The sequence below is a fragment of the Bradyrhizobium algeriense genome (assembly GCF_036924595.1).
Taxonomy (GTDB): Bacteria; Pseudomonadota; Alphaproteobacteria; order Rhizobiales; family Xanthobacteraceae; genus Bradyrhizobium; species Bradyrhizobium algeriense.
This window is the reverse complement of the sequence record NZ_JAZHRV010000001.1, coordinates 6998229-7023083: the sequence shown is the minus strand read 5'-3', so window position 1 is coordinate 7023083 and position 24855 is coordinate 6998229. Positions and strand designations below refer to the sequence as shown.

Annotated in this window: 18 protein-coding genes; 5 read left to right on the top strand and 13 right to left on the bottom strand. The window is 64.3% G+C overall.

Annotated features, from left to right (window positions below):
- Positions 1-5: 5 nt before the first annotated feature.
- The 4 genes from V1286_RS33750 to V1286_RS33735 all read right to left on the bottom strand — a co-directional run bounded on the left by V1286_RS33750 (position 6) and on the right by V1286_RS33735 (position 5099).
- Complete coding sequence (locus V1286_RS33750) at positions 6-2204, bottom strand: SLC26A/SulP transporter family protein (protein ID WP_334487346.1); 2199 nt, start codon at positions 2202-2204, stop codon at positions 6-8.
- Between the two features lie 103 nt (positions 2205-2307).
- The gene (locus tag V1286_RS33745) at positions 2308-3114 is read right to left on the bottom strand and encodes a crotonase/enoyl-CoA hydratase family protein (protein ID WP_334487344.1); all 807 of its coding nucleotides are present in this window, start codon (positions 3112-3114) and stop codon (positions 2308-2310) included.
- 83 nt (positions 3115-3197) lie between these two features.
- Positions 3198-4112, bottom strand: a complete 915-nt coding sequence (locus V1286_RS33740; RefSeq protein WP_334487342.1) for a phosphoribosylaminoimidazolesuccinocarboxamide synthase — start codon at positions 4110-4112, stop codon at positions 3198-3200.
- A 69-nt stretch (positions 4113-4181) separates the two neighbouring features.
- Positions 4182-5099, bottom strand: coding sequence for a pirin family protein (locus V1286_RS33735; RefSeq protein ID WP_334487340.1), 918 nt, complete (start codon positions 5097-5099; stop codon positions 4182-4184).
- A gap of 129 nt (positions 5100-5228) precedes the next feature.
- On the opposite strand from V1286_RS33735, the gene V1286_RS33730 reads away from it, so the two are divergent.
- The 3 genes from V1286_RS33730 to V1286_RS33720 all read left to right on the top strand — a co-directional run bounded on the left by V1286_RS33730 (position 5229) and on the right by V1286_RS33720 (position 8508).
- Positions 5229-5795 (top strand): GNAT family N-acetyltransferase, encoded by a 567-nt coding sequence (locus V1286_RS33730; protein WP_334487338.1) that lies wholly within the window; start codon positions 5229-5231, stop codon positions 5793-5795.
- Between the two features lie 73 nt (positions 5796-5868).
- Positions 5869-6927 carry a helix-turn-helix domain-containing protein gene (locus tag V1286_RS33725; protein WP_334487337.1) on the top strand — a complete coding sequence of 353 codons (1059 nt, stop codon included), beginning with the start codon at positions 5869-5871 and terminating at the stop codon, positions 6925-6927.
- 150 nt (positions 6928-7077) lie between these two features.
- Positions 7078-8508 carry a serine hydrolase domain-containing protein gene (locus tag V1286_RS33720; RefSeq protein ID WP_334487335.1) on the top strand — a complete coding sequence of 477 codons (1431 nt, stop codon included), beginning with the start codon at positions 7078-7080 and terminating at the stop codon, positions 8506-8508.
- Positions 8509-8625: 117 nt separating this feature from the next.
- On the opposite strand, the gene V1286_RS33715 is transcribed toward V1286_RS33720, so the two are convergent.
- On the bottom strand, positions 8626-9996 hold the full coding sequence (locus V1286_RS33715; protein ID WP_334487332.1) for an MmgE/PrpD family protein: 1371 nt from the start codon (positions 9994-9996) through the stop codon (positions 8626-8628).
- A gap of 136 nt (positions 9997-10132) precedes the next feature.
- Between V1286_RS33715 and V1286_RS33710 the strand changes: the two genes are divergently transcribed.
- Entirely contained in the window at positions 10133-11248 is a 1116-nt protein-coding gene (locus V1286_RS33710) for an FUSC family protein (protein ID WP_334490091.1), read from the top strand.
- Positions 11249-11326: 78 nt separating this feature from the next.
- On the opposite strand, the gene V1286_RS33705 is transcribed toward V1286_RS33710, so the two are convergent.
- The 4 genes from V1286_RS33705 to gyrB all read right to left on the bottom strand — a co-directional run bounded on the left by V1286_RS33705 (position 11327) and on the right by gyrB (position 17106).
- Positions 11327-11800 carry a DUF2867 domain-containing protein gene (locus tag V1286_RS33705; protein ID WP_334487330.1) on the bottom strand — a complete coding sequence of 158 codons (474 nt, stop codon included), beginning with the start codon at positions 11798-11800 and terminating at the stop codon, positions 11327-11329.
- Positions 11797-13206: an MATE family efflux transporter gene (locus tag V1286_RS33700; RefSeq protein WP_334487327.1), complete on the bottom strand. Its 1410-nt coding sequence runs from the start codon at positions 13204-13206 to the stop codon at positions 11797-11799. The genes V1286_RS33705 and V1286_RS33700 overlap by 4 nt, the downstream gene beginning before the upstream one ends.
- Positions 13207-13357: 151 nt before the next feature.
- Entirely contained in the window at positions 13358-14656 is a 1299-nt protein-coding gene (gene murA / locus V1286_RS33695; protein WP_334487325.1) for a UDP-N-acetylglucosamine 1-carboxyvinyltransferase, read from the bottom strand.
- A gap of 14 nt (positions 14657-14670) precedes the next feature.
- The gene (gene gyrB / locus V1286_RS33690) at positions 14671-17106 is read right to left on the bottom strand and encodes a DNA topoisomerase (ATP-hydrolyzing) subunit B (RefSeq protein ID WP_334487323.1); all 2436 of its coding nucleotides are present in this window, start codon (positions 17104-17106) and stop codon (positions 14671-14673) included.
- Positions 17107-17442: 336 nt separating this feature from the next.
- Between gyrB and V1286_RS33685 the strand changes: the two genes are divergently transcribed.
- Positions 17443-19329, top strand: a complete 1887-nt coding sequence (locus V1286_RS33685) for an acyltransferase family protein (RefSeq protein ID WP_334487321.1) — start codon at positions 17443-17445, stop codon at positions 19327-19329.
- Positions 19330-19333: 4 nt separating this feature from the next.
- On the opposite strand, the gene recF is transcribed toward V1286_RS33685, so the two are convergent.
- The 4 genes from recF to dnaA form a co-directional block, all read right to left on the bottom strand.
- The gene (gene recF / locus V1286_RS33680; protein ID WP_334487319.1) at positions 19334-20473 is read right to left on the bottom strand and encodes a DNA replication/repair protein RecF; all 1140 of its coding nucleotides are present in this window, start codon (positions 20471-20473) and stop codon (positions 19334-19336) included.
- A 73-nt stretch (positions 20474-20546) separates the two neighbouring features.
- On the bottom strand, positions 20547-20960 hold the full coding sequence (locus V1286_RS33675; protein WP_417021296.1) for an endonuclease domain-containing protein: 414 nt from the start codon (positions 20958-20960) through the stop codon (positions 20547-20549).
- Between the two features lie 41 nt (positions 20961-21001).
- The gene (gene dnaN / locus V1286_RS33670; RefSeq protein WP_334487317.1) at positions 21002-22120 is read right to left on the bottom strand and encodes a DNA polymerase III subunit beta; all 1119 of its coding nucleotides are present in this window, start codon (positions 22118-22120) and stop codon (positions 21002-21004) included.
- A gap of 293 nt (positions 22121-22413) precedes the next feature.
- Positions 22414-23844, bottom strand: coding sequence for a chromosomal replication initiator protein DnaA (gene dnaA / locus V1286_RS33665; RefSeq protein ID WP_334487315.1), 1431 nt, complete (start codon positions 23842-23844; stop codon positions 22414-22416).
- Between the last annotated feature and the right edge of the window lie 1011 nt (positions 23845-24855).

Here is a 24855-nt window from a genome sequence, read left to right as displayed (position 1 = left end):
TCTCGCTAACGCCGCAGCACCGCGATCGTGCGATTGGCGAAGGAAAGCCGCTCCGCTATCACGGACACAAAGTAAGTCAGGAGCTTTTGGCCCAGCGCGGGATCGTCGGTCTTGATCGCCTCGAACTGACGCGTGTTCAGAACGTAGAGCACGCTGGCCACCTCGGCCTGGATCGTCGCGCTACGCGGCGCGTGCGAGACGAGGCCCATCTCGCCGATCGTGGTGTAACGGCCGAGGCTGCGGACGCGTGTGGTGCGGCCGTCATCGGCCGGCACCATGATGCCGACACGCCCGTCGAGGATGAAATGCATGGAATCGGCGGCATCGCCGGTGCGCACGATGATCTCGGCGGCTTCGACTTCGATGCGCTGGCAGCGGCGGATCAGTTCGTCGGCGTCGGCCTCGCTGTCAAGCATCCGGGTGAACCAGTCGCGCAGATTGGCCGCTTCCTGTGCTAGCCCCTGATGCTGCACGATGATCTCGTTCTCGCACCATTCCAGCGCATGGTCGAGTTCGTCGATCGTGGTGATGCCATCGGTGATGAAGTCACTCGAGCGCAGCACCTTCTCGGCGCTGGCGGACAGATGCACCAGCACCAGATGGACGCCGAGATCATGCGCGCTGCGCTTGATCTGGGCAAAACTGTACGCTGCCGACGAATCGATGCCGGTGACGAGCTTGAAGTCGAACAACAGATAGCGGCACTCCGGCTGCTCCCGCAGCAGCGCCTTGACGTGCTGATAGAGCCGGTTGGCGGAGCCGAAGAACAGGTAGCTCTGCAGGTTCAGCCCCCGGATCTTGCCGCCATGGGCCAGCAGCACTTGCTGGTCGTCGCGCGAGCGATCGAGCGAGCTGCGATACTCCGAACCGTCAAAGCTGAACTTGATCGACTCGATCCGCGCCGCGCTGAACGCAAAGGTCGCGCAGCCGATGATGACGCCGATCAGAATGCCCGGGACGAATCCCCAGATGACAACGATGGCGATGATCGCGAGCAGCGAGAGGTATTCGATGTTGGAGAGCCGCTTGCGCGATTCGATGATCCATTGGTGCAACTGGCCCGCGCCGAGATAGAGCAGAAGCCCCCCGAGCACGAATTTCGGCATGTAGCCGAGCAGGGCGGGTGCCACCGCCAGCATCAGCAGCGAGATGGCAGCAACCGTCAGGCCGGAAAGCCTGCCCTTGCCGCCGCTGCTGAAATTAAGGATGGTGCGGCTGACCGATACGCAGCCGGCGTAGCCTGCGAGCACGCCGCTCAGGATGTTGGCAAAGCCTGTGACATTAAGCTCGCGCTCCAGGTTGGCTTCGCGATGCACCGCGACTTCGATGCCGGTGGTGTTGAACAGGGTGCTGGCCGCCGTGACGAAGATCACAGCGATCAAATTGCCGAGCAGGTCCGGGACTCCCGACCAGGGATAGCGGGAGAGCTCGTCGGCGCGCCACGGCAGCATGAACGCCGCCGGGGGTGGAGGCTGGAAAGTCCAGCCGATGGCGCGGGCCTGCTCGGAGGAAATGCCGATGATCCAAAACGCCAGATGTGCCGCGATCACGCCGCCAATCAGGACGGCCGGCAGGCCGAACGGGCTGCGCGAACGGTGCGAGGTCAGGTACAGCACCAGCGCCATCGCGCAAGCCGCGCTCAGTTCCGAAATCGTGATGACGTTGGTGAAACGAAGCAGGGTGTTCAGTTGCACAGGATGATCGGTGATCACGCGGACGGCGCCCAGCACGATCAGAAGCCCGGTCGCGCCCAGGAACCCGCCGACCACGGGATAGGGTACGTAGCGGATGGCGCGGCCCATCCGCGTCAGGCCGAGGCCGCATAGCGCGATGCCGGTCACCATGGTCGACAGGGCGAGCGTGATCAGCACGGGTGAAAGCAATTGTGCCGACGGATCGGCCGCGACGATGCGCTCGACCAGCGTTGCGGCCAGGATCCCGGCCACCGCCGCGGTGGCGCTGTCGGGGCCGGCGACCGCAAATGGCAGTGAGCTGCCAAGCGCGACGATGGCCGCAATCACGGCAGTACTGATGAAGGTTGCCGCGATGCCGTAGGACAAATACGGCGACAGCGGCCCCGTGAAGATCAGCAACGCATAGGACAGGCCGAATGTAATGCCGAGGACGCTCGCCGCGCTCCCACCAACAATATCATTGATGGCCCGCTTTGCCCGCGAGCCGAAGTAAATTGATCGACCAATCACCCGAAAAAAGCCCCAAAATTCCGCACGTTAGTCGTAGACGAGGCCGGCGTGGGACGACAACAACAATTTTATGACGACCGGGCTCTTAAGGGGCTGCGCGGCGTCAGTCGCTCCCCCCATCGCCGCCGAACGCGCCGTGGCGTCCCACGCCGGAAGCAAATCGCGTCACCCCCGACAGCGTTTCGCCCGAGGCGATCACCTCGAGCCCGCCGCGCATCTCATTGGCGATCGCTTCCTCCTCGGAAAGGTCCCATTGCCGCAGCGCCGACAGCCGGTCGGCGCGCAGGCACCTTTGCGGAAAGCGCGCGATCTCCCGCGCCAGCGCGATCGCCTGCGCCGTGGCTTCGCTGCGGCCGACGACGCGATTGGCGAGCCCCATGCGCAGCGCCTCCTGCGCGCCGACCGGGCGGCCGGTGAGGATCAGGTCGATCGCCTGGGAATGGCCGATCAGCCGCGGCAGGCGAATGGTGCCGAGATCGATCAACGGCACGCCGAAGCGGCGGCAGAAGACGCCGAAGGTGGCGTCTTCCGCAACCACGCGCATATCCGCCCACAACGCGAGTTCCATGCCGCCGGCCACCGCAAAACCCTCGATCGCCGCGATCACCGGCTTCGACAGCCGCAGGCGGCTCGGCCCCATCGGCGCAATCGAATCGTGGCCGCCGAGCTCGCGCTTCTTGTTCGGATCGCCCGCCGCCACCGCCTTGAGGTCGGCGCCCGCGCAGAAATAACCGCCGGTGCCGGTGAAGACTGCCACCGACGCTGCTTCATCGGCATCGAAGGCGAGGAATGCGTCATAGAGTTTCCGCGCGGTTGCGCCGTCAACGGCGTTGCGGCAATGCGGGCGGTTGATGGAAACGATGGTGATGGGACCATCGCGTTCGACGAGCACGCTGTCGGCTTCAGTCATGGAGCGCTCCCTGTTGTTCTTATAGCGGGGATACTCGCACCAGACGACAGGCTGAAGCAATCCGGGAGTCGACGTCGACGGCGCTAGATCTCCAGTTCACTCCCGGTCACGCGCCGATACGCTTCGAGATACCGCTTGCTCGTCGCATCCACCACGCTGGCGGGCAGCGGCGGGGGCGGGGCGTCACCGTTCCAGCGGCCGGCGCGGCGCTCGGCGTCGAGATAGTCTCGCAGCGGCTGCTTGTCGAAGGAGGGCTGCGGCCGGCCGGGCTTGTAGACGTCGGCGGCCCAGAACCGCGAACTGTCGGGGGTCATCACCTCGTCGATCAGGATGATGCGGCCGTCCGCCGCGCGGCCGAACTCGAACTTGGTGTCGGCGATGATGATGCCCTGGTGGCGGCTGATCCGCTCGCCGAAATTATAGACGGTGCGGGCCATGCTCTCGAGTTTTTCGGCGACGTCGGCGCCCAAAATCTCACGCACGCGCGCGACCGTGATGTTCTCGTCATGACCGGTCTCGGCCTTGGTGGCCGGGCTGAAGATCGGCGCGTCGAGCTTTTCACTTTCGACGAGACCATCCTTCAGCTCCTCGCCGGCCAGCGTGCCGGATGCGGCATATTCCTTCCAGGCCGAGCCCGAAATGTAGCCGCGGATCACGCATTCGACCGGGAAGACGGTGGTGCGCCGGCACAGCATCGCGCGCCCGAGAATGTCAGCGCGGTGATTTTTCAGCTCGGGCACCTCGCGGATAATCTCGTCGGCATCGGCGCTGATCATGTGATGCGGCACCACGCCTTCGAGCTGGCGGAACCACCACGCGCTGATCTGGGTCAGCACCGCACCCTTCATCGGAATGGTCTCGGCCATCACGACGTCGAATGCGCTGATGCGGTCGGTGGTGAGCAGCAGCACGCGGTCGTCGCCGACGGCATAGATATCGCGCACCTTGCCGCGGCCGATCCGGGGCAGGGGCAGATCGCTGGCGAGCATCGCGTTCATCAGGTCTTGCTTTCGAACAGGCGTGTCGGCGCAGGCGCCAGCGCGCAAATGAGAAAGCGGAGCAATAGCCTACTCCGGCAGCGGAATGAACTCATGTTCTTGCGGAACGGCTGCAAACCGGCCGGTTTTCCAGTCCTGTTTGGCCTGCTCGATCCGCTCCTTGCTGGAAGAAACGAAATTCCACCAGATGTGCCGCGGCCCCTCCAGCGCGTCGCCGCCCAGAAACATCATCCGCACAGGCCTCACGGCCTTCACGGTGATGCGGTCGCCCGGCCGGAAGATCAGGAGGCGCGGTCCCTCATAGCGCTCGCCCGCGATCTCGACCTCGCCGTCGACCAGATAGATCGCGCGCTCCTCATGGTCAGGATCGAGCGGGACGCTGGTCCCGGCCTGCGCCGTCACTTCGCTATAGAACCAGGGCGATACCATGCTCACCGGCGATTTCAAGCCGAAGCCGTGGCCTGCGATGATGCGCGCGGTGAAGCCGTTCTCCTTCACGGTCGGCAGCGCCTCGGCGGCGTAGTGCTGGAACGATGGCGCGATCTCTTCCGACCCCGCAGGCAGCGCGATCCAGCTTTGCAGGCCCAGCATCTTCTGGCCATCGCGGCGCTGCACGTCGGGCGTGCGTTCGGAATGCGCGATGCCGCGCCCTGCTGTCATCAGGTTCATCGCGCCGGGCTGGATCTCCTGGATGTTGCCCTGGCTGTCGCGGTGCATGATCGAGCCGTCGAACAGATAGGTGACGGTGGCAAGCCCGATATGCGGATGCGGCCGCACATCCATGCCCTTGCCGGCGATGAACTGCACCGGGCCGAAATGATCGAAGAAGATGAAGGGCCCGACCATCTGCCGCTTGCCATGCGGCAGCGCGCGGCGCACCTCAAATCCATCGCCGAGATCGCGGGTGCGCGGCACGATAATGAGATCGAGCGCATCGCAGGTTTTGGGATCGCCGAGCACGGGATCGTTGGAGGGTTGCCAGCTCATGGGGGGACTCCTTGATGTTTTGTGCGAGTATAACAGGAAATGCCCGATTGGGTTCAAATGCCCCCACACGTCGTCCCTGCCTAGTGCGCAATTGCGCACTAGGCAGGGACGACATAGGAGAATGACCCCATGATCCCTCCGCTCAAGCCCGGCGCGAAGCTCCTGAAGGTCGATGGCCCGGTCATCGAGACCGCGCGCCTGATCCTGCGGCCATGGCGCAGTGACGACATTGCGGTGAATACGGCGATGCTGTCGGATCCCGGCACCGCGCGCTACATCACGCCCGACGGTATCGCGATTACCACTGAGATCAGCGGCTGGCGCAACGCCGCCGTGATATCGGGGCACTGGGCGCTGCATGGCTTCGGTATGTTCGCCGTCGAGGAAAAGTCGAGCCGCCGATATATCGGCCGCGTCGGGCCGTGGTGCCCGCCGGGATGGCCGGGCTTCGAGGTGGGATGGGGCATCGACCGCGCATACCGCGGCAAGGGTTACGCGGTGGAGGCGGCGCGCGCGTCGATCGACTGGGTGTTCGCTAACTTTGAGATCGACGAGATCATTCATTGCATCGAAGCCAGCAACGAACCGTCCAAGAGCGTCGCGCGGCGACTGGGCGCGCGGAGGGATGGCGAAGTCGATCTATTCGGCAAGACCAATGAGCGCTGGGTAACTTCACGCGCGACCTGGAAGGGTTGAGGTAATTTGAACCAGGCGACGATTCACATTAGTTTCATCGTGCGCGGATGACCGCGCGAACGGACCCGACCGGATGATGCTTCCGACCATCGACATCGCCTTGCGCGGCGCCACCGTGGCGCTGCTGCTGGTGCTGGCGGCGTCGCTGTTTCGAGGTTTTGGAACGGTGCTTGCCGGACGGCTGGCCGCCGCCTTCGCCTTGGGGTCGGCGGCGCATGCCGTGAGCTATTCGATCGGCGCGACATCGCCGGTGTCGATCGCGCATGCGCCCGTGCTCGCGCTGTCGACCGGCAATGTCGTGGTGTTCTGGCTGTTTACGCGTGCGCTGTTCGATGAAACGTTCAGGCTGCGTTGGTGGCATGCGCTGGTCTGGGCGGCGGTCGCAGCTTTCAGTTTCGTCAATTGCATTTGGATAGCGCCGGCATCCGGCGCGCGGTTGTCCATCATCGCGATCAATCTGATCGCACTGGGCTTCATCGCGTTGGCCGTTACGCAGACCGTCGCCTCCTGGTCGTCGGATCTGGTCGAGCGCCGCCGCAGCGTCCGCGTCTTTATCGTCAGCGCCGCGGCGCTCTATGGCGGGCTGAATGCGGTGCTGCAAATCGCGATGTCCGGCAGCGGCGGCGCTGAAATCGCCAACACGGTGAATTTAGTCGTTCTGGCGGCTGTGGTGGCTGCGATCTGCTATGCGATGATGCGCGTCGATGGTGCCGACCTGTTTCCGGCGGCGCCTGAGGTTCAGGCCGAGGCAAGCGAAGCGGCTGTGGTCGAATCCGGCGCCGATCAAAAGCTGGTCGATGCGCTGATGCGGCTGATGGACGACGAGCGCATCTACCGCCACGACAACGTCACCATCGGCACGCTGGCGAGCAAGCTCGGGATACCCGAGTACAGATTGCGGCGGCTGATCAACCAGCGGCTCGGCTACCGCAATTACAATGTGTTCCTCAACGAGCACCGGATCGCGGAAGCCAAGGCGGCGCTCGCCGATCCCAGCCAGGCTGAAGTCCCCGTGATCACGATCGCGATGGATGCCGGCTTCCAGTCGCTCGGGCCCTTCAACCGCGCCTTCAAGGCTATCACGGGCGTCACGCCGACCGAATATCGCCGGCTCAAGGCGACCGCGGCCTGATCTTCATCCCATTGTTACTGTTGTATAATTTCGGAATCGTCGAGGCGCGTTGAGCTTTCGGCCAGCGCGAATTCCAAATCCGGCGAGCAGGCGGCGGCCGCATCGCCATCCTTCCCGGCAACGCGCTGATGCGTCATGCCGGAGGCCAATGTGACCAGACGAAATCTCATCCTCATCCTCGCCAGCACCACCGCGCTGAGCGCGCTCGCACTAACAGCCGCCCGCGCTCGCGACGTGCCAAAAGTCGCGACCGGCTTCGTCGCCAACGTGGTCTGCACGGAGACCTTCGTCTCGGGCCTCGATCCCGCGCGCGCGTTCGCCGAGACCATGTCGGCCATGCCCGGCACCGGGCTGATCGCCTGGGCGCTCGACTATCGCGTCGACCGCGCGCGCAAGAACGTCACGGTGACGCTGTTCGGCCTGGGCCGGAGCCACGCCGTCTATCGTGGCGAGGGCCTCGGCTGCTATCTCGATCACGGTGGCGCAGTCGCCGACATCTCGGTGCCGGCGCCCGATGCAAAGGCGGCGCTACTGCTTGACATCGCCGGTCCATCCATCGTCGCGCCGCAAACGCCGCAACTGGCTGCCGCGCTCGACCGCGCCTTTGCCGAGCCGGACAAATCGACGCCGCGCAACACGCGGGCGATCGTGGTCATGAAGGATGGCCGCGTCGTTGCTGAGCGCTATGCCGACGGCATCGGCATCGACACGCCGCTGCTCGGATTCTCCGCGACCAAATCGGTCATCTCGGCGCTGGCCGGCATCCTCGTGCGCAAGGGCGCGCTGCGGCTGCATGAGCCCGTGTCGATCGCGGCGTGGCAAGGCCCCGGCGACGCCAGGCGCGCCATCACGCTCGATCATCTGCTGCGCCATACCGCAGGGCTCGCGCTCGGCAGTTCGCTGCAGGCGTCGCTGGCATCCGCGCTCGAGCCGGTCAACCGGATGAAATTCATGGAGTCTGACATGGCCGCCTATGCGAAGAGCATGCCGTTGGAGTCAGTGCCAGGCGCAGCGTGGAACTATCACGACGGCAATACCGTCATCCTCGCGCATCTGATCCGCCAGGCCACCGGCGGCCGCGCGGCCGACATGATGCGCTTCGCGCGGCAGGAATTGTTCGACCCACTCGGTATGCGCAACGTGACGCTCGAATTCGACGCGGCGGGGAATGCGGAAGCGTCGAGCCAGTTGCTCGCCAGCGCGCGCGACTGGGCGCGTTTCGGCCAGCTTTATCTCAATGACGGCACGGCCGGCGGCAAACGCATCCTCCCCGAAGGCTGGGTGAAATATTCGGCGACGCCGACGCCGAACGCATGGGTCGGGCAGGGCGCGGGATTCTGGACCAATCTCGGCGATAGCTTTGGTGCCAGCTACCGCACCGAACACGGCTGGCCGCGCGATGCGTTCTTCGCCAAGGGCACGATCGGGCAGTATGTGATCATCGTGCCCTCCGAACGGCTTGTGATCGTCCGGCTCGGCCGCTCGCCGAACTGGCCGCCGGAGGCCGACGGCGTGTTCGATCTGGTGCGCGATGTGGTTGCGGCGATGGGAAGCAAGGGAAAGCTGGCGGGTGGCAATTGACCCGCACGCCCGCCGAGATGCGTAGCCCGGATGGAGCGAAGCGAAATCCGGGGATTGCGTGCCGCGGATGATCTGATCCCGGATGGCGCTGCGCTCCATCCGGGCTACGTACTCGTTCTACTGCCGACCCAACTGCGTGGCCTTCTCGACGCGATCGAATCGCTCCAGCGACAGGATCGCGTCGGCGAGCTGGTCGGCGCGGCCGTTCAGCACGGGGCGCGCCAGCGTGAGGAATTTTTGCTGCATCGCCTGCGCGTCCGGAAACGAGTTCGGTTCGCCGGAGGGATCGGCATAGAGCCGCTCATGGACGCCGTTATCGGTGGTGATGGAAACGCGCGCGCCAAAGGGGTGGGTGCGGCCGATCTCGAGGCGGTCGTCCTGCACCACGTCGAACTTGTCGGCGAGCGCATTCACCGCGGCATCGCCGAGCCGGTCGTAATCGTCCCAGCCGAAGCTGCCCTGATCGAGCGCCAGCGCGCCGGTGAAGAACATCGAAAACTGCCCACCGACGATCGACGTCGGATGCCGCTTGGTGGCGGCGTCGCCGGTCAGCGTGATGCCGTTACGATGGAGACCGATCTCGACGCGCTTGATCTGGTCCGGCGTCAGATTGTGCTCCCGGCGCATAGCGATCAGCGCATCCAGCGCCGCATGGGTGTAGCGGCAGCTTGGATACGGCTTCACGCCAATCTTCAGCGTCTCATAGGTCTTGCCGAGGCCGGCGACAGCCTTGTCGGGATGCGCGTCGTCGCTGTAGCCGACCAGAAGGCCATGCTTGCCCTCGACCGATTCGCTCGAACCGACAAAGTCGTTGCGCGCCAGCGTGGCGGCGATGACGCCGTTCATCGCGGCGGCGCCGACCTGGTAGCGTTTGTTCCAGGCGCCGTTGACCAGAAACTGCAGCGAGCCCGCGGCCTGGCTGCCGGACACGCCGAAGGCGGATATGATCTGGTCCTTCGACAGGCCGAACAATTTGCCCGCGGCCGCCGCCGCGCCATAGGTTCCCGCCGTCGCGGTCGGGTGAAAGCCGCGCGCATAATGCGAGGTCGGATCGAGCGCGTTGCCGAGCCGGCAGCACACTTCATAGCCGGCCACGATCGCGGTCAGGACGTCGCGCCCTGATGCGCCGACCATTTCGCCGACCGCGAACGCCGCCGGCACCACGGGCGCGCTCGGATGCAGCGAGGAGTCGGCATGGGTGTCATCGAAATCAAGGGAATGGCCGAGCGCGCCGTTAAGGAGAGCGGCGACCGCGGGCGTCCAGGTTTTGCTGTCGCCGAACACGGTGGACTCCCCCTTGCCGTCGAGCGCCAGCGCCTCGAGCATCCCAAGCAGCGATGCCGTGGACTCCGCATCGCGCCGCGCCCGGATTGTGCTGCCGAGGAAATCCAGCGTCAGCACCTTGGCGCGCTCCAGCACCTCCGGCGGGATGTCCGCAAGTTTCAGGTCGGCGACATAGGCTGCGAGCGTTGCGGTTTCGTTGGCCATCGTGTTTCCTCGTTTTGCAGCGCAGGGTAGGCGGGCTGATTTTGGCTTTCAAGCCGCCTTCCGGCCGCGGGCATCAGCTATGCTCGGCGTCGTCTAGCACAGGCGCGGTCTACAGATTCCGGAAATGCGGCGCATGATGGCCTTCGCAGAACGCATGCTTGGATCGCTCCGCGGCCGCAAGACGCAACTGGCGCTCGCGGTCCGGATAGCGGTCGCCGCGGTCGCGGCCTATGCGATCGCCCGAGCGCTACATCTGATGCTGCCGCTATGGGCGGTGCTGACCTCGCTGATCGTCACCCAGATGAGCGTCGGCCGCTCCCTGAAAGCGACCCGCGATTACATGGTCGGGACGGTCGGCGGCGCAATCTATGGCGGCACCATCGCGATGCTGATCCCGCATTCCGGCGAGGGGGGATTGCTGGCGCTGCTGGTGCTGGCGGTGGCGCCGATGGCCTTCATCGGGGCCATCAATCCCAGCCTGAGCGCCGCCACGGTGACGGCCGTGATCGTGCTGCTGGTTCCGGCCATGAACCACGCCGACCCGCTGGATTCCACGATCGACCGGCTCTGCGAGGTCACCGTCGGCGCGCTCACCGGGCTTGTGGTCTCATTCCTGGTGTTGCCATCACGGGCGGTCAGCCAGATCCGTATCAATGCGGCGCAGCTTTTGGAGCTGCTGGCTGCCGCATTCGCCGAACTGCTCGCAGGCCTGACGCGCGGGCTCGACAACGACGCCCTGCACCGTATCCAGGATGGGATCGGCACGGCGATGGCGAGCCTCCATGCGACCGGCCTGGAAGCCGAGCGCGAGCGCGCGACGCATTTGTCGTCGGGACCCGATACCGGCCCATTGCTGCGCACCGTCCAGCGCCTGCGCCACGATGTCGTGATGATCGGGCGCGCCAGCGTGGTGCCGCTGCCGGCCAATGTGCAGGCGAGGCTGGCGCGGCCACTGTCCGATGTCAGCAGCGCGATCGTCGATTATATGCGCGCGGCGGCTGTATCCCTGCGAAGCGGCAGCGGCACCGTGGACATTCAGCCCGTCGATGCGGCGCTGCAGGCCTACGCCGCCGAAGTCGCCGCGTTGCGAAGCGAGGGCCTGATCCGCGGCGTGCCCGTCGATGTCGCAGAGCGGTTCTTCGCGCTGGGTTTTTCGCTGGAGCAGATGCGGCAGAACCTGAACGATCTCGACCGCTGTCATGCTGAGTGGTGCGAGGCTCCGGCCACGACAGCAGCCGGTGCGAAGGGTTAGTCGATCCAGTTGGCGAGAAAGCAAAAGGATCGCCGGCTCTGTGTCCGGATTGCGCTAACGGAGATTTCTGCCAGCGCCTCAGGCCGCCACCTGACGCAGAAGGGCTGGCACGATCAACCGATGAAACGGCGTGATGATTGCGAGATAGGTCCGGCCGAACCAGTTGTGCGTCTTAACCAGCGTCGTCGCCGTGACCTGCCCGACGCCGCCGGAATGCGTTACGTCCACCACGACGCGAAAGTCGAGATGACGGTCGTTGAAGCCGGCGATCAGGCGGTACGGCGTTTGGCTCACGACCGGAAATATTCCGATCATGTCTCTGGGCGGGACCAGGCCCGCACCCGACGTTCTCAGTCCCAGCGGCACGACCAGCAAATTGCGCAGCGACAACAGCGCCTCGGCCCATCGCGGCTGACGTGCCATCATGCGTTCAGCGGCTCGCCTCGCGTCGAGATCACAATCCTCGATTTCAATTTGAAAGGCGTCGGCGAAGTGGGCGCCGGCCAGCAGCGTATCGGTATCGGCGGAAGGGGTGATCTCGCGGACTTTCATCGGAAGCTAAGCTTGCTCGTGAGCCCACGGAAGCGCAAGAGCAGAAGCACGGCATAGACAGCGGTTCCGATCGACAGCCCGATCCACACGCCGACGGCGCCTGATGGTGTCCAGAAACCGAGCCAGCAGGCGCAGGCGAAACCGATCAGCCAATAGCTGAGGATCGCGAACAACAGCGGCACGCGCGTGTCGTTCATGCCGCGCAGCGAGCCGGCGGCGACGGTCTGGATGGCGTCGGCGATGAAGAAAGTCGATCCGACCAGCAGCAGCGTCGCGGAGAGTTCGGCGGTCGCGTCGGTGCTTTCGCCCAGGAAAATCTCTGCAATGCTAAAGCGGCTAACGATCACGGCGATCGTCAGAACCGCGACGAGCACGATGCCGAGCCAGGTGGCAACGTAGCCGGCGCGCCGGACTGCGCCCGCGTCGCCACGACCGATGGCATGGCCGACCCGCACGGTGGCGGCCATGCCGATGCCGAACGGCACCATGAACAGGATGGCGGCGACCTGCAGCGCAATCTGATGCGCCGCCAGCGCCGTCGTGCTGATCACGCCCATCAAGAGACCGGCGGCGCCGAACAGGCCGTATTCGAGCAGGAACGAAAGGGAGATCGGTGCCCCGATGACGACGAGCTGCCGCATCAGCCGCATCAGCTTCCAGTCGACGCGCCAGAAATGACCGAGCACATGATATTTCCGGAACGGCCGGCGGCGTGTGGCAAACCACAGACCCGCCAGGAACGTGCCGAGATTGACGATGGAGGTCGCAAGGCCGACACCGAACAGGCCGAGTTCCGGCATGCCGAACGCGCCATACAGCAGCAGATAGACCAGCGTCGCATTGGCCGGGATCGCGGCCAGCGTGATCCACAGGATCGGCTCAGGGCGGTTGACCGCGCTCATGAAGCCGCGGATGGTCATGAACCACAGCGCTGGCAGAATGCTCCATGTCAGGCCCAACAGATATTGCTGGGCGAGATGGGCAGCCGTCGGCGCCTGGCCCAGCATCAGCAGGATCTGTTCGCCGCGGAACGACAGCGTCATCATCGGCAGCGACATCAGGAGCGCGGCCCACATGCCGACGCGCAGCGAGCGCCGGATCAGATGCGGATTGCGTGCGCCAAATGCCTGCGCAGCCAAGGGTGCTACGGCGGATACCAGCCCCATGCCGAAGGTGAAGCTGACAAAGAAGACAGTATGCGCCAGCGCGGCGGCCGCCATGGCTTCGCTGCCAAGGCGGCCGATCAAGGCGATGTCGGTCGTCATCATCGCGATCTGCCCAAGCTGCGTCAGCGCAATCGGCACTGCCAGCTTCAGCGTCTCGGAGAGTTCGAGCGCGAGATGACGTCCGGGCGCCGTTGTGGAAGCGGGCGGCGCGACCGATGTGGCTTCAGCTTTTTCGAGCATTGCAACGGGCTAGATTCTTTTTTTGACGCGTTTTCTACCGCAGATAAGTCTACGCAATCTGCGTAAACTTGATTGCTATGCGACCCGGGATCCACTTCGCTCGAAAACGCTATACCACTGACGAAGGTCAGAAAAGTGACGGCGCCTGGGTCTAGCCACCGTCTCGTGCCGGCACGCGGGTGATTTTTGCGCCGAGTGCATTGAGCCGTTCCTCTATGCGCTCATAGCCGCGCTCGATCTGGTCGGCGTTGTTGATTGTGCTGGTGCCCTCGGCAGCCACCGCCGCCAGCAGCATGGCCATGCCGGCGCGGATGTCGGGAGAGATCATCGCCGCGCCGCGCAGCCGGCTCGGGCCGGCCACGATCGCGCGATGCGGATCGCACAGCACGATGCGGGCGCCCATCGAGATCAGCTTGTCGACGAAGAACATCCGCGACTCGAACATCTTTTCGAACATCAGGATGACGCCGTCGCATTGCGTGGCGGTGACGATCGCGATCGACATCAGGTCGGCCGGGAAGGCCGGCCAGGGCTGGTCCTCCAGCTTCGGCACGTGACCGCCGAAATCGTCGTGGATTTTCATGGTCTGGCCCGAGGGCACCACGAGGTCGTCGCCCTCGACGCCGCAGACGATGCCGAGCCGTTCAAAGCCCATCCGGATCGAGCGCAGATGCTCGACGCCGGCTTTCGCGATGCGCAGCGGCGAGCGCGTCACCGCGGCGAGCCCGATCAGGGAGCCGACCTCGATATGGTCGGGCTGAATGGAATAGTTCGTGCCACCAAGCGTCGCCGGGCCGTGCACGATGATGGTGTTGGTGCCGATGCCCTCGATCTTCGCGCCGAGCGCGACCAGAAAATACGCGAGGTCCTGCACATGCGGCTCGGAGGCGGCGTTGCGCAAGAATGTGGTACCATGGGCGGCGACGGCTGCGACCAGCGCGTTTTCGGTCGCGGTGACGCTGGGCTCGTCGAGGAATACGTCGGCTCCCCTCAACTTGGTCGCGCGGAATTCCAGCCGGTGCGTCGCGGTGACGGTGGCGCCCAATTGTTCAAAGGCGAGGAAATGCGTGTCCAGACGTCGCCGGCCGATGACGTCGCCGCCGGGCGGCGGCAGCGCCACCTCGCCGCAACGGGCGAGCAGCGGCCCGGCCAGCAGGATCGAGGCGCGGATCCGGGCACAGAGTTCGGGATCGAGATCCGCGGCGCGAACTTCCTTGGCGTGGATCGCCAACGTATTGCGCTCTCTCCATTCGGCCGAGGCCCCGACCGAACGGACCAGTTCGACCAGCGTCTCGGTGTCGCGGATGCGCGGCACGTTTTCCAGCGTGACCGGGTGCTCGGTGAGCAGGGCGGCGGCGATGATCGGCAGCGCAGAATTCTTGTTGCCGGACGGCTCGATCGTCCCCGCGAGCCGGTGGCCGCCTTCAACGATGTATTGAATGGGCGACACGGGCGCGTCCTGCCTCACACGTCGACATTGGCGCTGAGCGAATTATCCTGGATGAATTCGCGGCGCGGCTCGACCACGTCACCCATCAGCTTGGTAAAGATGTCGTCGGCTTCGTCGACCTCCTTGATCTTCACCTGCAGCAGCGAACGCTCGTTGGTGTCGAGCGTGGTTTCCCAGAGCTGGCCGGGGTTCATTTCGCCGAGACCTTTATAGCGCTGCAACGCCACGCCCTTGCGGCCGGCGTCGGTCACCGCCTCGAACAGGCTGACCGGCCCATGGATCGCGGTCTCCGCATCCTTGCGGCGTAACAGGCCGGGCTTCGGATAGGCTTCCTGAAGTCTCACGGCATAATCGTCGAGCTTGCGTGCGTCGGCGGAGCCGAGCAGGGCGTCGTCGATGATGGCGACGTCCTTGACGCCGCGGATGGTGCGCTCGAAGAAGAAGCCTTCGCCTTCGGTGAAACGGCCGGTCCAGCCGCGCTCGACCTCGTCGGCCAGCGCATCGAGGCGCCTGGCGATGTAGTCGGCGGCGGCATTGGCGGTGGCGATATCGCTGGTGATCTTCGGGCTCAGGACGCCGGCAATCGCCGCCTGCTCGACCACCTTGCGGTTATAGCGGCTGTGCAGGTTGTTCAGGATGCCGCGGATGATGCGCGCATCTTCCACCAGCGACAGCAGGTCGCGGCCGGCGCGATCCGATCCCGTCGCCGGCTTGAAGACGCAGTCGTCGAGCCCGGTCGCGATCAAATAATCTTCCAGCGCGCGCTCGTCCTTCAGGTACTGCTCGGACTTGCCGCGCGTCACCTTGTAGAGCGGCGGCTGCGCGATATAGAGATGGCCGCGGTCGATCAATTCGCGCATTTGCCGGTAGAAGAAGGTCAGCAGCAGCGTGCGGATATGAGCGCCGTCGACGTCGGCGTCCGTCATCACGATGATCTTGTGGTAGCGCAGCTTGTCGGCCGAGAAGTCGTCGCTGATGCCGGTGCCTAGCGCGGTGATCAGCGTGCCGATCTGCTCGCTTGACAGCATCTTGTCGGTGCGGACGCGTTCGACATTGAGGATCTTGCCGCGCAGCGGCAGCACCGCCTGGAATTCGCGGTTGCGGCCCTGCTTGGCGCTGCCGCCGGCCGAGTCGCCCTCGACGATGAACAGTTCTGATTTGGCCGGGTCCTTCTCCTGGCAGTCGGCGAGCTTGCCGGGCAGCGAGGAGACGCTGAGCGGGCTCTTGCGGGTCAGTTCGCGCGCCTTGCGGGCAGCTTCGCGCGCGGCGGCCGCCTGGATCACCTTGCCGACGATGACTTTCGCCTCGCTCGGATGCTCCTCGAACCACGCCGCCAGCGCCTCGTTGAGGACGTTCTCGACCACGGGCCGCACTTCCGAGGACACCAGTTTGTCCTTGGTCTGCGAGGAGAATTTCGGGTCCGGCACCTTCACCGACAGCACGGCGGTGAGGCCTTCGCGGCAATCGTCGCCGGTCAGCGCGATCTTTTCTTTCTTGGCATTGGCCTCGGCATAGCCGTTGACCTGGCGCGTCAGCGCGCCGCGGAAGCCGGCGAGATGGGTGCCACCGTCACGCTGCGGGATGTTGTTGGTGAAGCACAGCACGTTCTCATGGTAGCTGTCGTTCCACCACAAGGCGGCCTCGACGCCGATGTCGTTCATCTCGGCCCGAACCATGATCGGGGCAGGCACCATCGCCTTCTTGTTGCGGTCGAGATATTTGACGAATTCCTCGACGCCGCCGTCGTAACGCATCGCCTCGCGCTTCTCGACCGCGTGGCGCATGTCTGACAGCACGATATTGACGCCGGAATTCAGGAACGCGAGCTCGCGCAGGCGATGCTCCAACGTCGGGAAATCATATTCGACGTTGGTAAAAGTCTCGGTGGATGCAAGGAAGGTCACTTCGGTGCCACGCTTGCCATTGGCATCGCCGACGACCTTGAGCGGGGCAACCGCATCGCCATGGGCGAATTCGATGTAATGTTCCTTGCCGTCGCGCCAGACACGCAGCTGCAGCTTGCTGGACAGCGCGTTGACGACGGAGACGCCGACGCCGTGCAGGCCGCCGGAAACCTTGTAGGAGTTCTGGTCGAACTTTCCGCCGGCGTGGAGCTGGGTCATGATGACCTCCGCCGCGGAGATGCCTTCGCCCTTGTGGATGTCGACCGGAATGCCGCGGCCGTCGTCGCGCACCGTCACGGAGTTGTCAGCGTTGAGGATGACTTCCACCGCGGTGGCGTGGCCCGCGAGCGCCTCGTCGATGGCGTTGTCGACGACCTCGTAGACCATGTGGTGCAGGCCGGAACCGTCATCGGTGTCGCCGATATACATGCCCGGCCGCTTGCGCACGGCGTCGAGCCCCTTCAGCACCCGGATCGATTCCGCGCCATATTCGACCGGAATGGGATGCTCAGTTTCGGCAGGAGTCTGCCGGGCAGGTTCTGTCATGTGAGGCCTTCGCGGGTGTCCCGAATCAGCCGCGCAATATGAGGCGCTGATTGGTCTATTTGTGCCATGAAAGAGGCATCGCGCCTAGCGCAATCTCTCTGTCTACAAGTCGTTGAATAAATGGTGGTTTTTTACACTTTTTCAAGGTCTCCGAGGGTCGATTCTGGCACTCTCGAAAAGCGCGATTCTACGGCTGATTCTGCGCCCTCGGCGTGCGGATTTTTGGCTGTCGTTGCGGCGGGAAATGGCATGCCGCCGCGGACCTGCTAGAGAAAGGCGGCGCGGCAGCTTGTAGTCGTTGTCCGCCGTCCACAGCGATCCCGGGTTAGCGTTCCATTGTCCCAGCCTTCATCAAAATATCGGCCCGATGTCGACGGCCTCCGGGCCGTCGCCGTGATGCTGGTCCTGAATTTCCATGCGTTCCCGGACGCCATGCCGGGCGGCTTCATCGGCGTCGACGTGTTCTTCGTGATTTCGGGCTTCCTGATCACGGGCATCATCACGCGCGAACTGGAACTCGGCCGCTTCAACCTGGTCGAGTTCTACAACCGGCGCATCCGGCGCATCTTCCCGGCGTTGATCGTGGTGCTCTCTGCGACATTGATGCTGGGCTGGTTCTGGATGCTCCCGGCTGCCTTGGTGCAACTCGGCAGCGACAGTTTCGCTAGCGCGGCGTTTTTGGCCAATATCGCGCTGTTGCTGCAGTCCGGCTATTTCGACGTCGAATCCGCCAAAAAGCCGCTGCTGCATCTATGGTCGCTCGGCATCGAGGAGCAGTTTTATCTGTTCTGGCCGCTGCTCCTGATGCTCGCAGCACGGCTGCGAATGAGCATTATGGCAATGGCTGCGATGCTCGGCATCGCCTCTTTCCTGTTCAACGTGGCATTGATCGGCTCAAATCCGATCGCGGCGTTCTATCTGCCGTTCACGCGTGCGTTTGAACTGCTGATTGGCGCGGTGCTGGCCTGCGGCTGGATCAACGTCAATCATTCCAGCGTGGCGAGCAGCCGGCGCGCCTGGATCGGCGTGGCGCTGATCGCTGTTGCAGCCATCATTCTCGACAGCCACCGCGCCTTTCCGGGCTGGTGGGCGGTGCTGCCGGTCGCCGGCAGCGCGCTTCTATTATCCGCGCCCGCGGCGTGGGTGAACCGGGTCGTGCTGGCAAGCCCGCCGCTGGTGTGGATCGGGCTGATCAGTTACCCGCTCTATCTCTGGCACTGGCCGTTATTGGTGTTCGGCGGGATCATCAAATTCGGTCCGCTGACGCTGCCGGAGCGCCAATTGATATTGCTTGCGAGTGCGCTCTTGGCCTGGGCGACCTACCGGTTTGTCGAGATACCGTTCCGTTTCGGCCTCCCGAACCGGCGCAAGATGTTCAGCCTCGGGGCCGGCATGGCGATGATAGCGGTTGCGGGTATTGCCGTCATTTGGGGCCGCGGCTTCGACTTCCGGCTGCCGCCGGAAATCCGCGCCATGGCCAGCGTGCGGACGGAGAGCTTCAAGTGGCGGTTTCATGAATGCCTGCTCGATCTCAGCCGCGAAACGACGTTTGCCGAAACTTGCGTTGAGCGCGATCGGCGTCCGCTGGTCCTGATCTGGGGCGATTCGACAGCCGGCGCGCTGCTGCCCGGCCTGCGCAAAGCCCAGGAGGAGCGAGGCTTCGGCATTGCACAGCTTACCTCCAGTTCCTGCATTCCGGCGCTCAACGCCGACATTGTGAGCCTGCCCAATTGCCGCACGATGAACGACAAGGTCTTTTCGCTCGTCCGGCAGATCAGGCCGGATGTCGTGTTGCTGCACGGAACCTGGGAAAAACATCTCGACAATGTGGCGGAGACGGTGATCGCGCTGAAGAAGGAGACCAACGCACGCGTCGTCGTTCTCGGCGGCGTACCGACGTGGCGGCGCGGGCTTCCCTCCGAGGTGCTCAGGTATTTCATCCTTCATCGCGCGCTGATCCCGGAACGTTCGCCCAATGCCGCACCTCCGACCGCTTATGATGCGGTGATGCGCGCCAGGCTCGAGCCGCTCGGTGCGGAATTCATCTCTGCATCGGACGTCTTTTGCAACGCGCAGGGTTGCCTGACGCGCCTTGGCGATGCGGCGGGAGATGTTGTCGTGAGCGATCAGGTGCACCTGACCGAAAAGGGATCAGCATTTCTGATCGACTCGATCATCGACCGCTTGCTCGGCGGTGTGGCGCCCGCGGGCAGGGCGCGTTAAGCACTCAGGTGCGGCGGCTCACCTGACCCGCTTCCACGTCGAAAATCTCGCCGGTCGCGCCGATATCGACGAAGGCGGCCGGATCGGCGCCGGTCATCCAGACCTGCGCGCCGAGCTTTGCGAGTTCATCGAACAGCGCCTTGCGTCTGTTGGGATCGAGATGCGCGACGACTTCGTCGAGCAGCAGGAGCGGCACGATGCCGGTCATTTCGGCAACGAGGGTGGCATGGGCCAGCACCAGCCCGATCAGGAGCGCCTTCTGTTCGCCGGTGGAGGCGTCGCGCGCCGGCATGTTCTTCGGCGCGTAGACCACCTGCAGATCGGTGAGGTGGGGCCCGTCCAGCGTGCGGCCGGCCGCGGCGTCGCGGGCGCGGCTCGCACGCAGGATTTCGCGGTAGCGATCCTCCACTGAGGTCGCGGACTCGTTGACCAGCGCGTTTTCCATCCAGCCGTCGAGCATGATCTGCGCCGACGGAAAGGCCGAAGCTTGCCCACGTTCGCGCAGCATCGCCGCCAGTCGCGTCACGGTCTGGCCGCGCGTTGCGGCGACCGCGACCGCAAGCTCGGCGGTTTCACGCTCGATCGCGTCGCACCAGTGGTCGTCGTAATTACGCACTTCGAGCAGGCGGTTGCGCGAACGCAACGAGCGTTCCAGCGCCGAGACGCGGCTGGAATGCTCGCTGTCGATCGCCAGCACCAGCCGGTCGAAGAAGCGCCGCCGCTCGGAAGCCGCGCCGAGAAACAGCCCGTCCATCGCGGGCGTCAGCCACACCATGCGCAAGTGATCGCCGAACGCTGTGGCCGAACTCACCGCCTCGCGGTCGATCCGGCAGCGCCGGCTGGTCGACGCCGCCTCCGCGGCGGGCGCATCGATACCGGTGCCGAGCGTGGCAAGCCCGAGCGCGCCCTCAACCTCGGCCGATACCGCCCAGGAACCGTCGCCCTGGTTGTCGGCGACATCCTCCAGCGTCGCGCGCCGCAGGCCGCGTCCCGGCGACAGAAACGAGATCGCCTCCAGGCAATTGGTCTTGCCGGCGCCGTTCGGCCCCACCAGCACCACGACATCACCGCGCGTCTGCACGCTCGCCGCGCGATAGTTGCGGAAGTGCGTGAGGGACAGGCGTTGGATGCGGGAGGGTGTCATGAGGGAGCGTCGGTCTTTCTTCCCTTCTCCCCTTGTGGGAGAAGGTGGCGCGAAGCGCCGGATGAGGGGTATCTTACCGCTCGGCAAGCTTTGCGAAAATGTCCTCCAGAACGGCGGAAGGTTGTTGCAGCACGTCGTTGTTCCAGTACCGCTCGATTCGAAACCCCTCAGCCATCAGGATGGAATCCCGTGTCGCATCGCGCTCAGACGATGCGTGCTGACTGCCGTCTATTTCGATGACAACGCGTTTCTCGAAGCAGACAAAGTCGAGAATGAACTTCTGAAAGGGGACCTGCCGCCGGAATTTAAACTGTGAGAGGGGTCGATCACGGAGCAATCGCCACATAGCCGCTTCAGCGTCGGTTGGCTCGCGCCGCATGTTTCGGGCGAAATGGCGGATGCGCTTGGCGACAGGTCGATGGCTTGGCGTTTGCGGCGCGAACCCCTCACCCGTCGCCTCACTTCGTGAGGCGCCACCCTCTCCCACAAGGGGAGAGGGAAGATCGGTGCGCGGGTCGCCGGAAGTGCTCACACCCGCATCGGCATCAGCACGTAAAGCGCGCCCTTGTTGTCCTTGTCCTGAACCAGCGTCGGCGAGCCGGGATCGGCGAGGCGCAGCACGGCGACTTCGCCTTCGATCTGGGCAGCGATGTCGAGCAGGTAGCGCGAGTTGAAGCCGATATCGAGCGCGTCGGAAGCGTATTCGACTTCCAGCTCTTCAGTGGCGCTGCCGGAGTCGGGATTGGTCACCGACAGCACCAGCTTGCCGGCGGAGAGTGCCAGTTTCACCGCGCGGCCGCGTTCGCTGGAGATAGTCGAGACGCGGTCGACCGCCGCCTCGAAATCCTTCTTGTCGACGACCAGTTCCTTGTCGTTGTTCTGCGGAATGACGCGGCCGTAATCCGGGAAGGTTCCGTCGATCAGTTTCGAGGTCAGCACGACGTTACCGAGGGTGAAGCGGATCTTGCCTTGCGACAGTTCGATTTTGACTTCGGCTTCATTGTCCTCGATCAGCCGCTGCACCTCGCCCACCGTCTTGCGCGGCACGATCACGCCGGGCATGCCGGTGGCGCCGGAGGGCAGCGCCAGATCGATCTGCGCCAACCGATGTCCGTCGGTCGCCACGCCGCGAAGCGTTGCGGCCTTGGCGCTGCCGGCGGTGTGCAGATAGATGCCGTTGAGATAATAGCGCGTCTCTTCGGTCGAGATCGCAAACTGCGTGCGATCGATCAGGCGCTTGACGTCGGCAGCCGCCAGCGAGAACGAATGCGTCATGTCGCCGGCGGCGAGATCCGGGAAGTCGCTTTCGGGTAGGGTCTGCAGCGTGAAGCGCGAGCGGCCGGCGCGGATCGCCAGCACCGCACGGTCGCCGTCGGCTTCCAGCACGATCTGCGCGCCATCGGGCAGTTTGCGGACGATGTCGTAGAACATGTGCGCCGGCACGGTGGTGGAGCCGCCGGTCGCGGTTTCGGCCGCCAGCGTTTCGGTTACCTCCAGGTCGAGGTCGGTCGCCTTCAGCGACAGCCTGGCGTTTTCGGCGCGGACCAGCACATTGCCGAGAATCGGGATGGTATTGCGGCGCTCGACCACGCGATGGACGTGACCCAGCGACTTCAGCAGTTGCGCGCGTTCGACGGTGACCTTCATTGCATTACCCGCCAGAGATGGAAAAGCCGGGCGGCCCGTAAAGGCAGCGCCGCGGCATTGGAAACCCGAAAAGCCGGATCAGGATCGGAGTTGATCAAACCCCCGGGGGGACCGCAAGGTGGCGCGGATGGGGCGCCGGTGCAAGGGAGAGCGGGCCCCGTTCCCCACTTTTGCGGCGAAAAATGGCGGCAGAAAAAAATTCTCCCGCCCCAATTCTCCCACATCTGGGATCAGGGGAGGGAGAGGTTGGGAGGAGCCAACTCCTTAAGGCGCAGGTCCTGTTCCGGCTGCCGCTATTCCTGCAACTGCCGTTTGAGCGACTCGACCTCTTCGGACAGCGCGGTATCGCGGGCCACCAGCGCCTCGATCTTGCGCACGGCGTGCAGCACCGTGGTGTGGTCGCGTCCGCCGAACCGGCGGCCGATCTCGGGCAGCGAACGCAGCGTCAGCGTCTTCGCCAGATACATCGCGACCTGGCGCGGCCGGACGACGTTGGCGGTCCGCCGCGACGACAGCAGGTCCGAACGGCTGACATTGTACTGCCGGGCGACCACCCGCTGGATGTCCTCGATCTTGATCCGCTTCGGTTCCTGCGGGCGGATCAGGTCGCGCACCTCGCGCTCGGCCATTTCCAGCGTCACCGGCTGGGCGTTGAGCTTGGAATGGGCGAGCAGGCGGTTGATGGCGCCTTCGAGGTCGCGGCCATTATGGGTGATGGTGCGCGCCAGATAGTCCAGCACCGCTTCCGGAACGTCGAAGCTTGCGTGATGCGCACGCGCCGCCGCCACGCGCGACTTCAGGATTCCGAGCCGCAGTTCTTCGCCGAGCGAACCCATCTCCACGACGAGGCCACCGGCCAGCCGCGAGCGCACGCGATCGTCGAGGCTCTCGAGATCGGATGGCGGGCGGTCGGCGGCGATCACCACCTGGCGGCCGGCATCGATCAGCGCGTTCAGCGTGTGGCAGAACTCGGCCTGGGTCGATTTGCCTTGCAGGAACTGCAGATCGTCGATCACGAGCACATCGATGCCGCGCAGCGCTTCCTTGAACGCCAGCGCCGTCTGCGTCTTCAGCGCGGCGACGAAGCCGTACATGAATTTCTCGGCGGTGAGATAGAGCACCTTGCGCTCGCTCCCCGAATTGCCGGCCCACGTCACCGCCTGCAGCAGATGGGTTTTGCCGAGGCCGACGCCGGCGTGAATGTAGAGTGGGTTGAACATCACGGGATCGCCGCGGCGTCCTTCGGCGACCTGGCGCGCGGCGGCATGGGCCAGCGTGTTGGAGCGGCCGATCACGAAGCTTGCAAAGGTCAGGCGCGGGTCGAGCGGCGAGCCGCCGAGCGCGTCATGGCTGGCGGATACCGGCGCCGTCGCGGTGGCGCGCAATTCCGGCGCGGGCCGGCCATTGGCCTGCTCGATGCGGCGTTGATCGGCCGGCGCCGTGGTTTCCTTGGCGGGCGCGGCACAGCGCATCGCCGTGCGTACGGTAAGGTCGATCCGGTGCACTTCCGGCATCTCGGCCTGCCAGCAGGTCAGGACGCGGTCGGCGTAATGCGCCTGGATCCAGCTCTTGAGGAACCGGGTCGGAACCGACAGATGCACGCTTTCGTCCTGCACGCCTTCCAGATCCATGCGCGCGAACCAGCTCGTATAGACGTCCTCGCCCACACTCGTCCGCAACCGTCCCTTCACGCGCGACCAGCGATCCTGTTCGATATTTGTCATTGCCTGAGAACTTTTCTGAATGAGTAATGGTGTTTTACGAAATCGCCTGGCGGGCTGCCTTGCAGGTTTCCTGCCAGACGTGACCTCGACGCGAAGCTTCAGCCACCAGACATGGATCGGGCGTTCGGCGGAATCGCCGTTGTCAGATTCAAAGGCTGGATGGAGTGAGAGGCTACCGCGAGGTCAGCGCGTACTCGCCGGTCTAGCCGGAGTTCGCGTGGGTGGACGACTGGAAACCTCGTCCAGGGATTCAGAAGCGGTCTCGATGGAAATGAGCGTGTCGAATGTCGCGTTGATTCCGTAAAGCATAGTACCTCCCCCTCTCACCGCGAGAACGCGCGGCGAGCAATCACATCACCAGTGTTTTCAAAGCCAGTCTGCCGCTACCGAACATCCGCTTGCTCGACCGCTGCGCCGCCGCGTACCTCAGTCTGTCGTCTTCAACACGTTCACGATCTCCGCGTTCCCAATCTTCGCATCGTCGGCAAGCATCTTAGTTCCCCTTGCCTTATTCCCCTTATCCGGAACGCGCTGAACGCGAGCACCACGCCGGGAAATTTAGACACAGAACAGCCGCTCTCATATTGCTATGAGTTACCAACTCAGCTTCGCTTGGAAAGCGTCGCTAACGCGCACACCGCCGCCGATTTGCACGTCCGCTCTTGGGTCTCATACCGCGCTGGTCAGGAGAGCCTTGAGCGTCGCGAACGAGTAACAAATACACCAAGCGCGATTTCTGACAATCCGTGATTCGACGCTGTTGCCGGACTCTTCGACGGTGTTGCAACACTGCAATTGCGAAACTCCACACCAAGTTTTTGAATCCGCGCGCAGAATCGCGCGGCGTCAACGAGCGTGACAGTTTTCGCTGCACTCGCAAAATTTTTTAAGAAACCGTTACAATCGTGGTTACCGGGACCATTTTTCAAAACGCTTGTGCTCGCTATGTGGATAAGTGATTAGCGAGACGTCGTTTTTCGGAATTGTTTTTCAGGGTAACCTGCGCGGCAG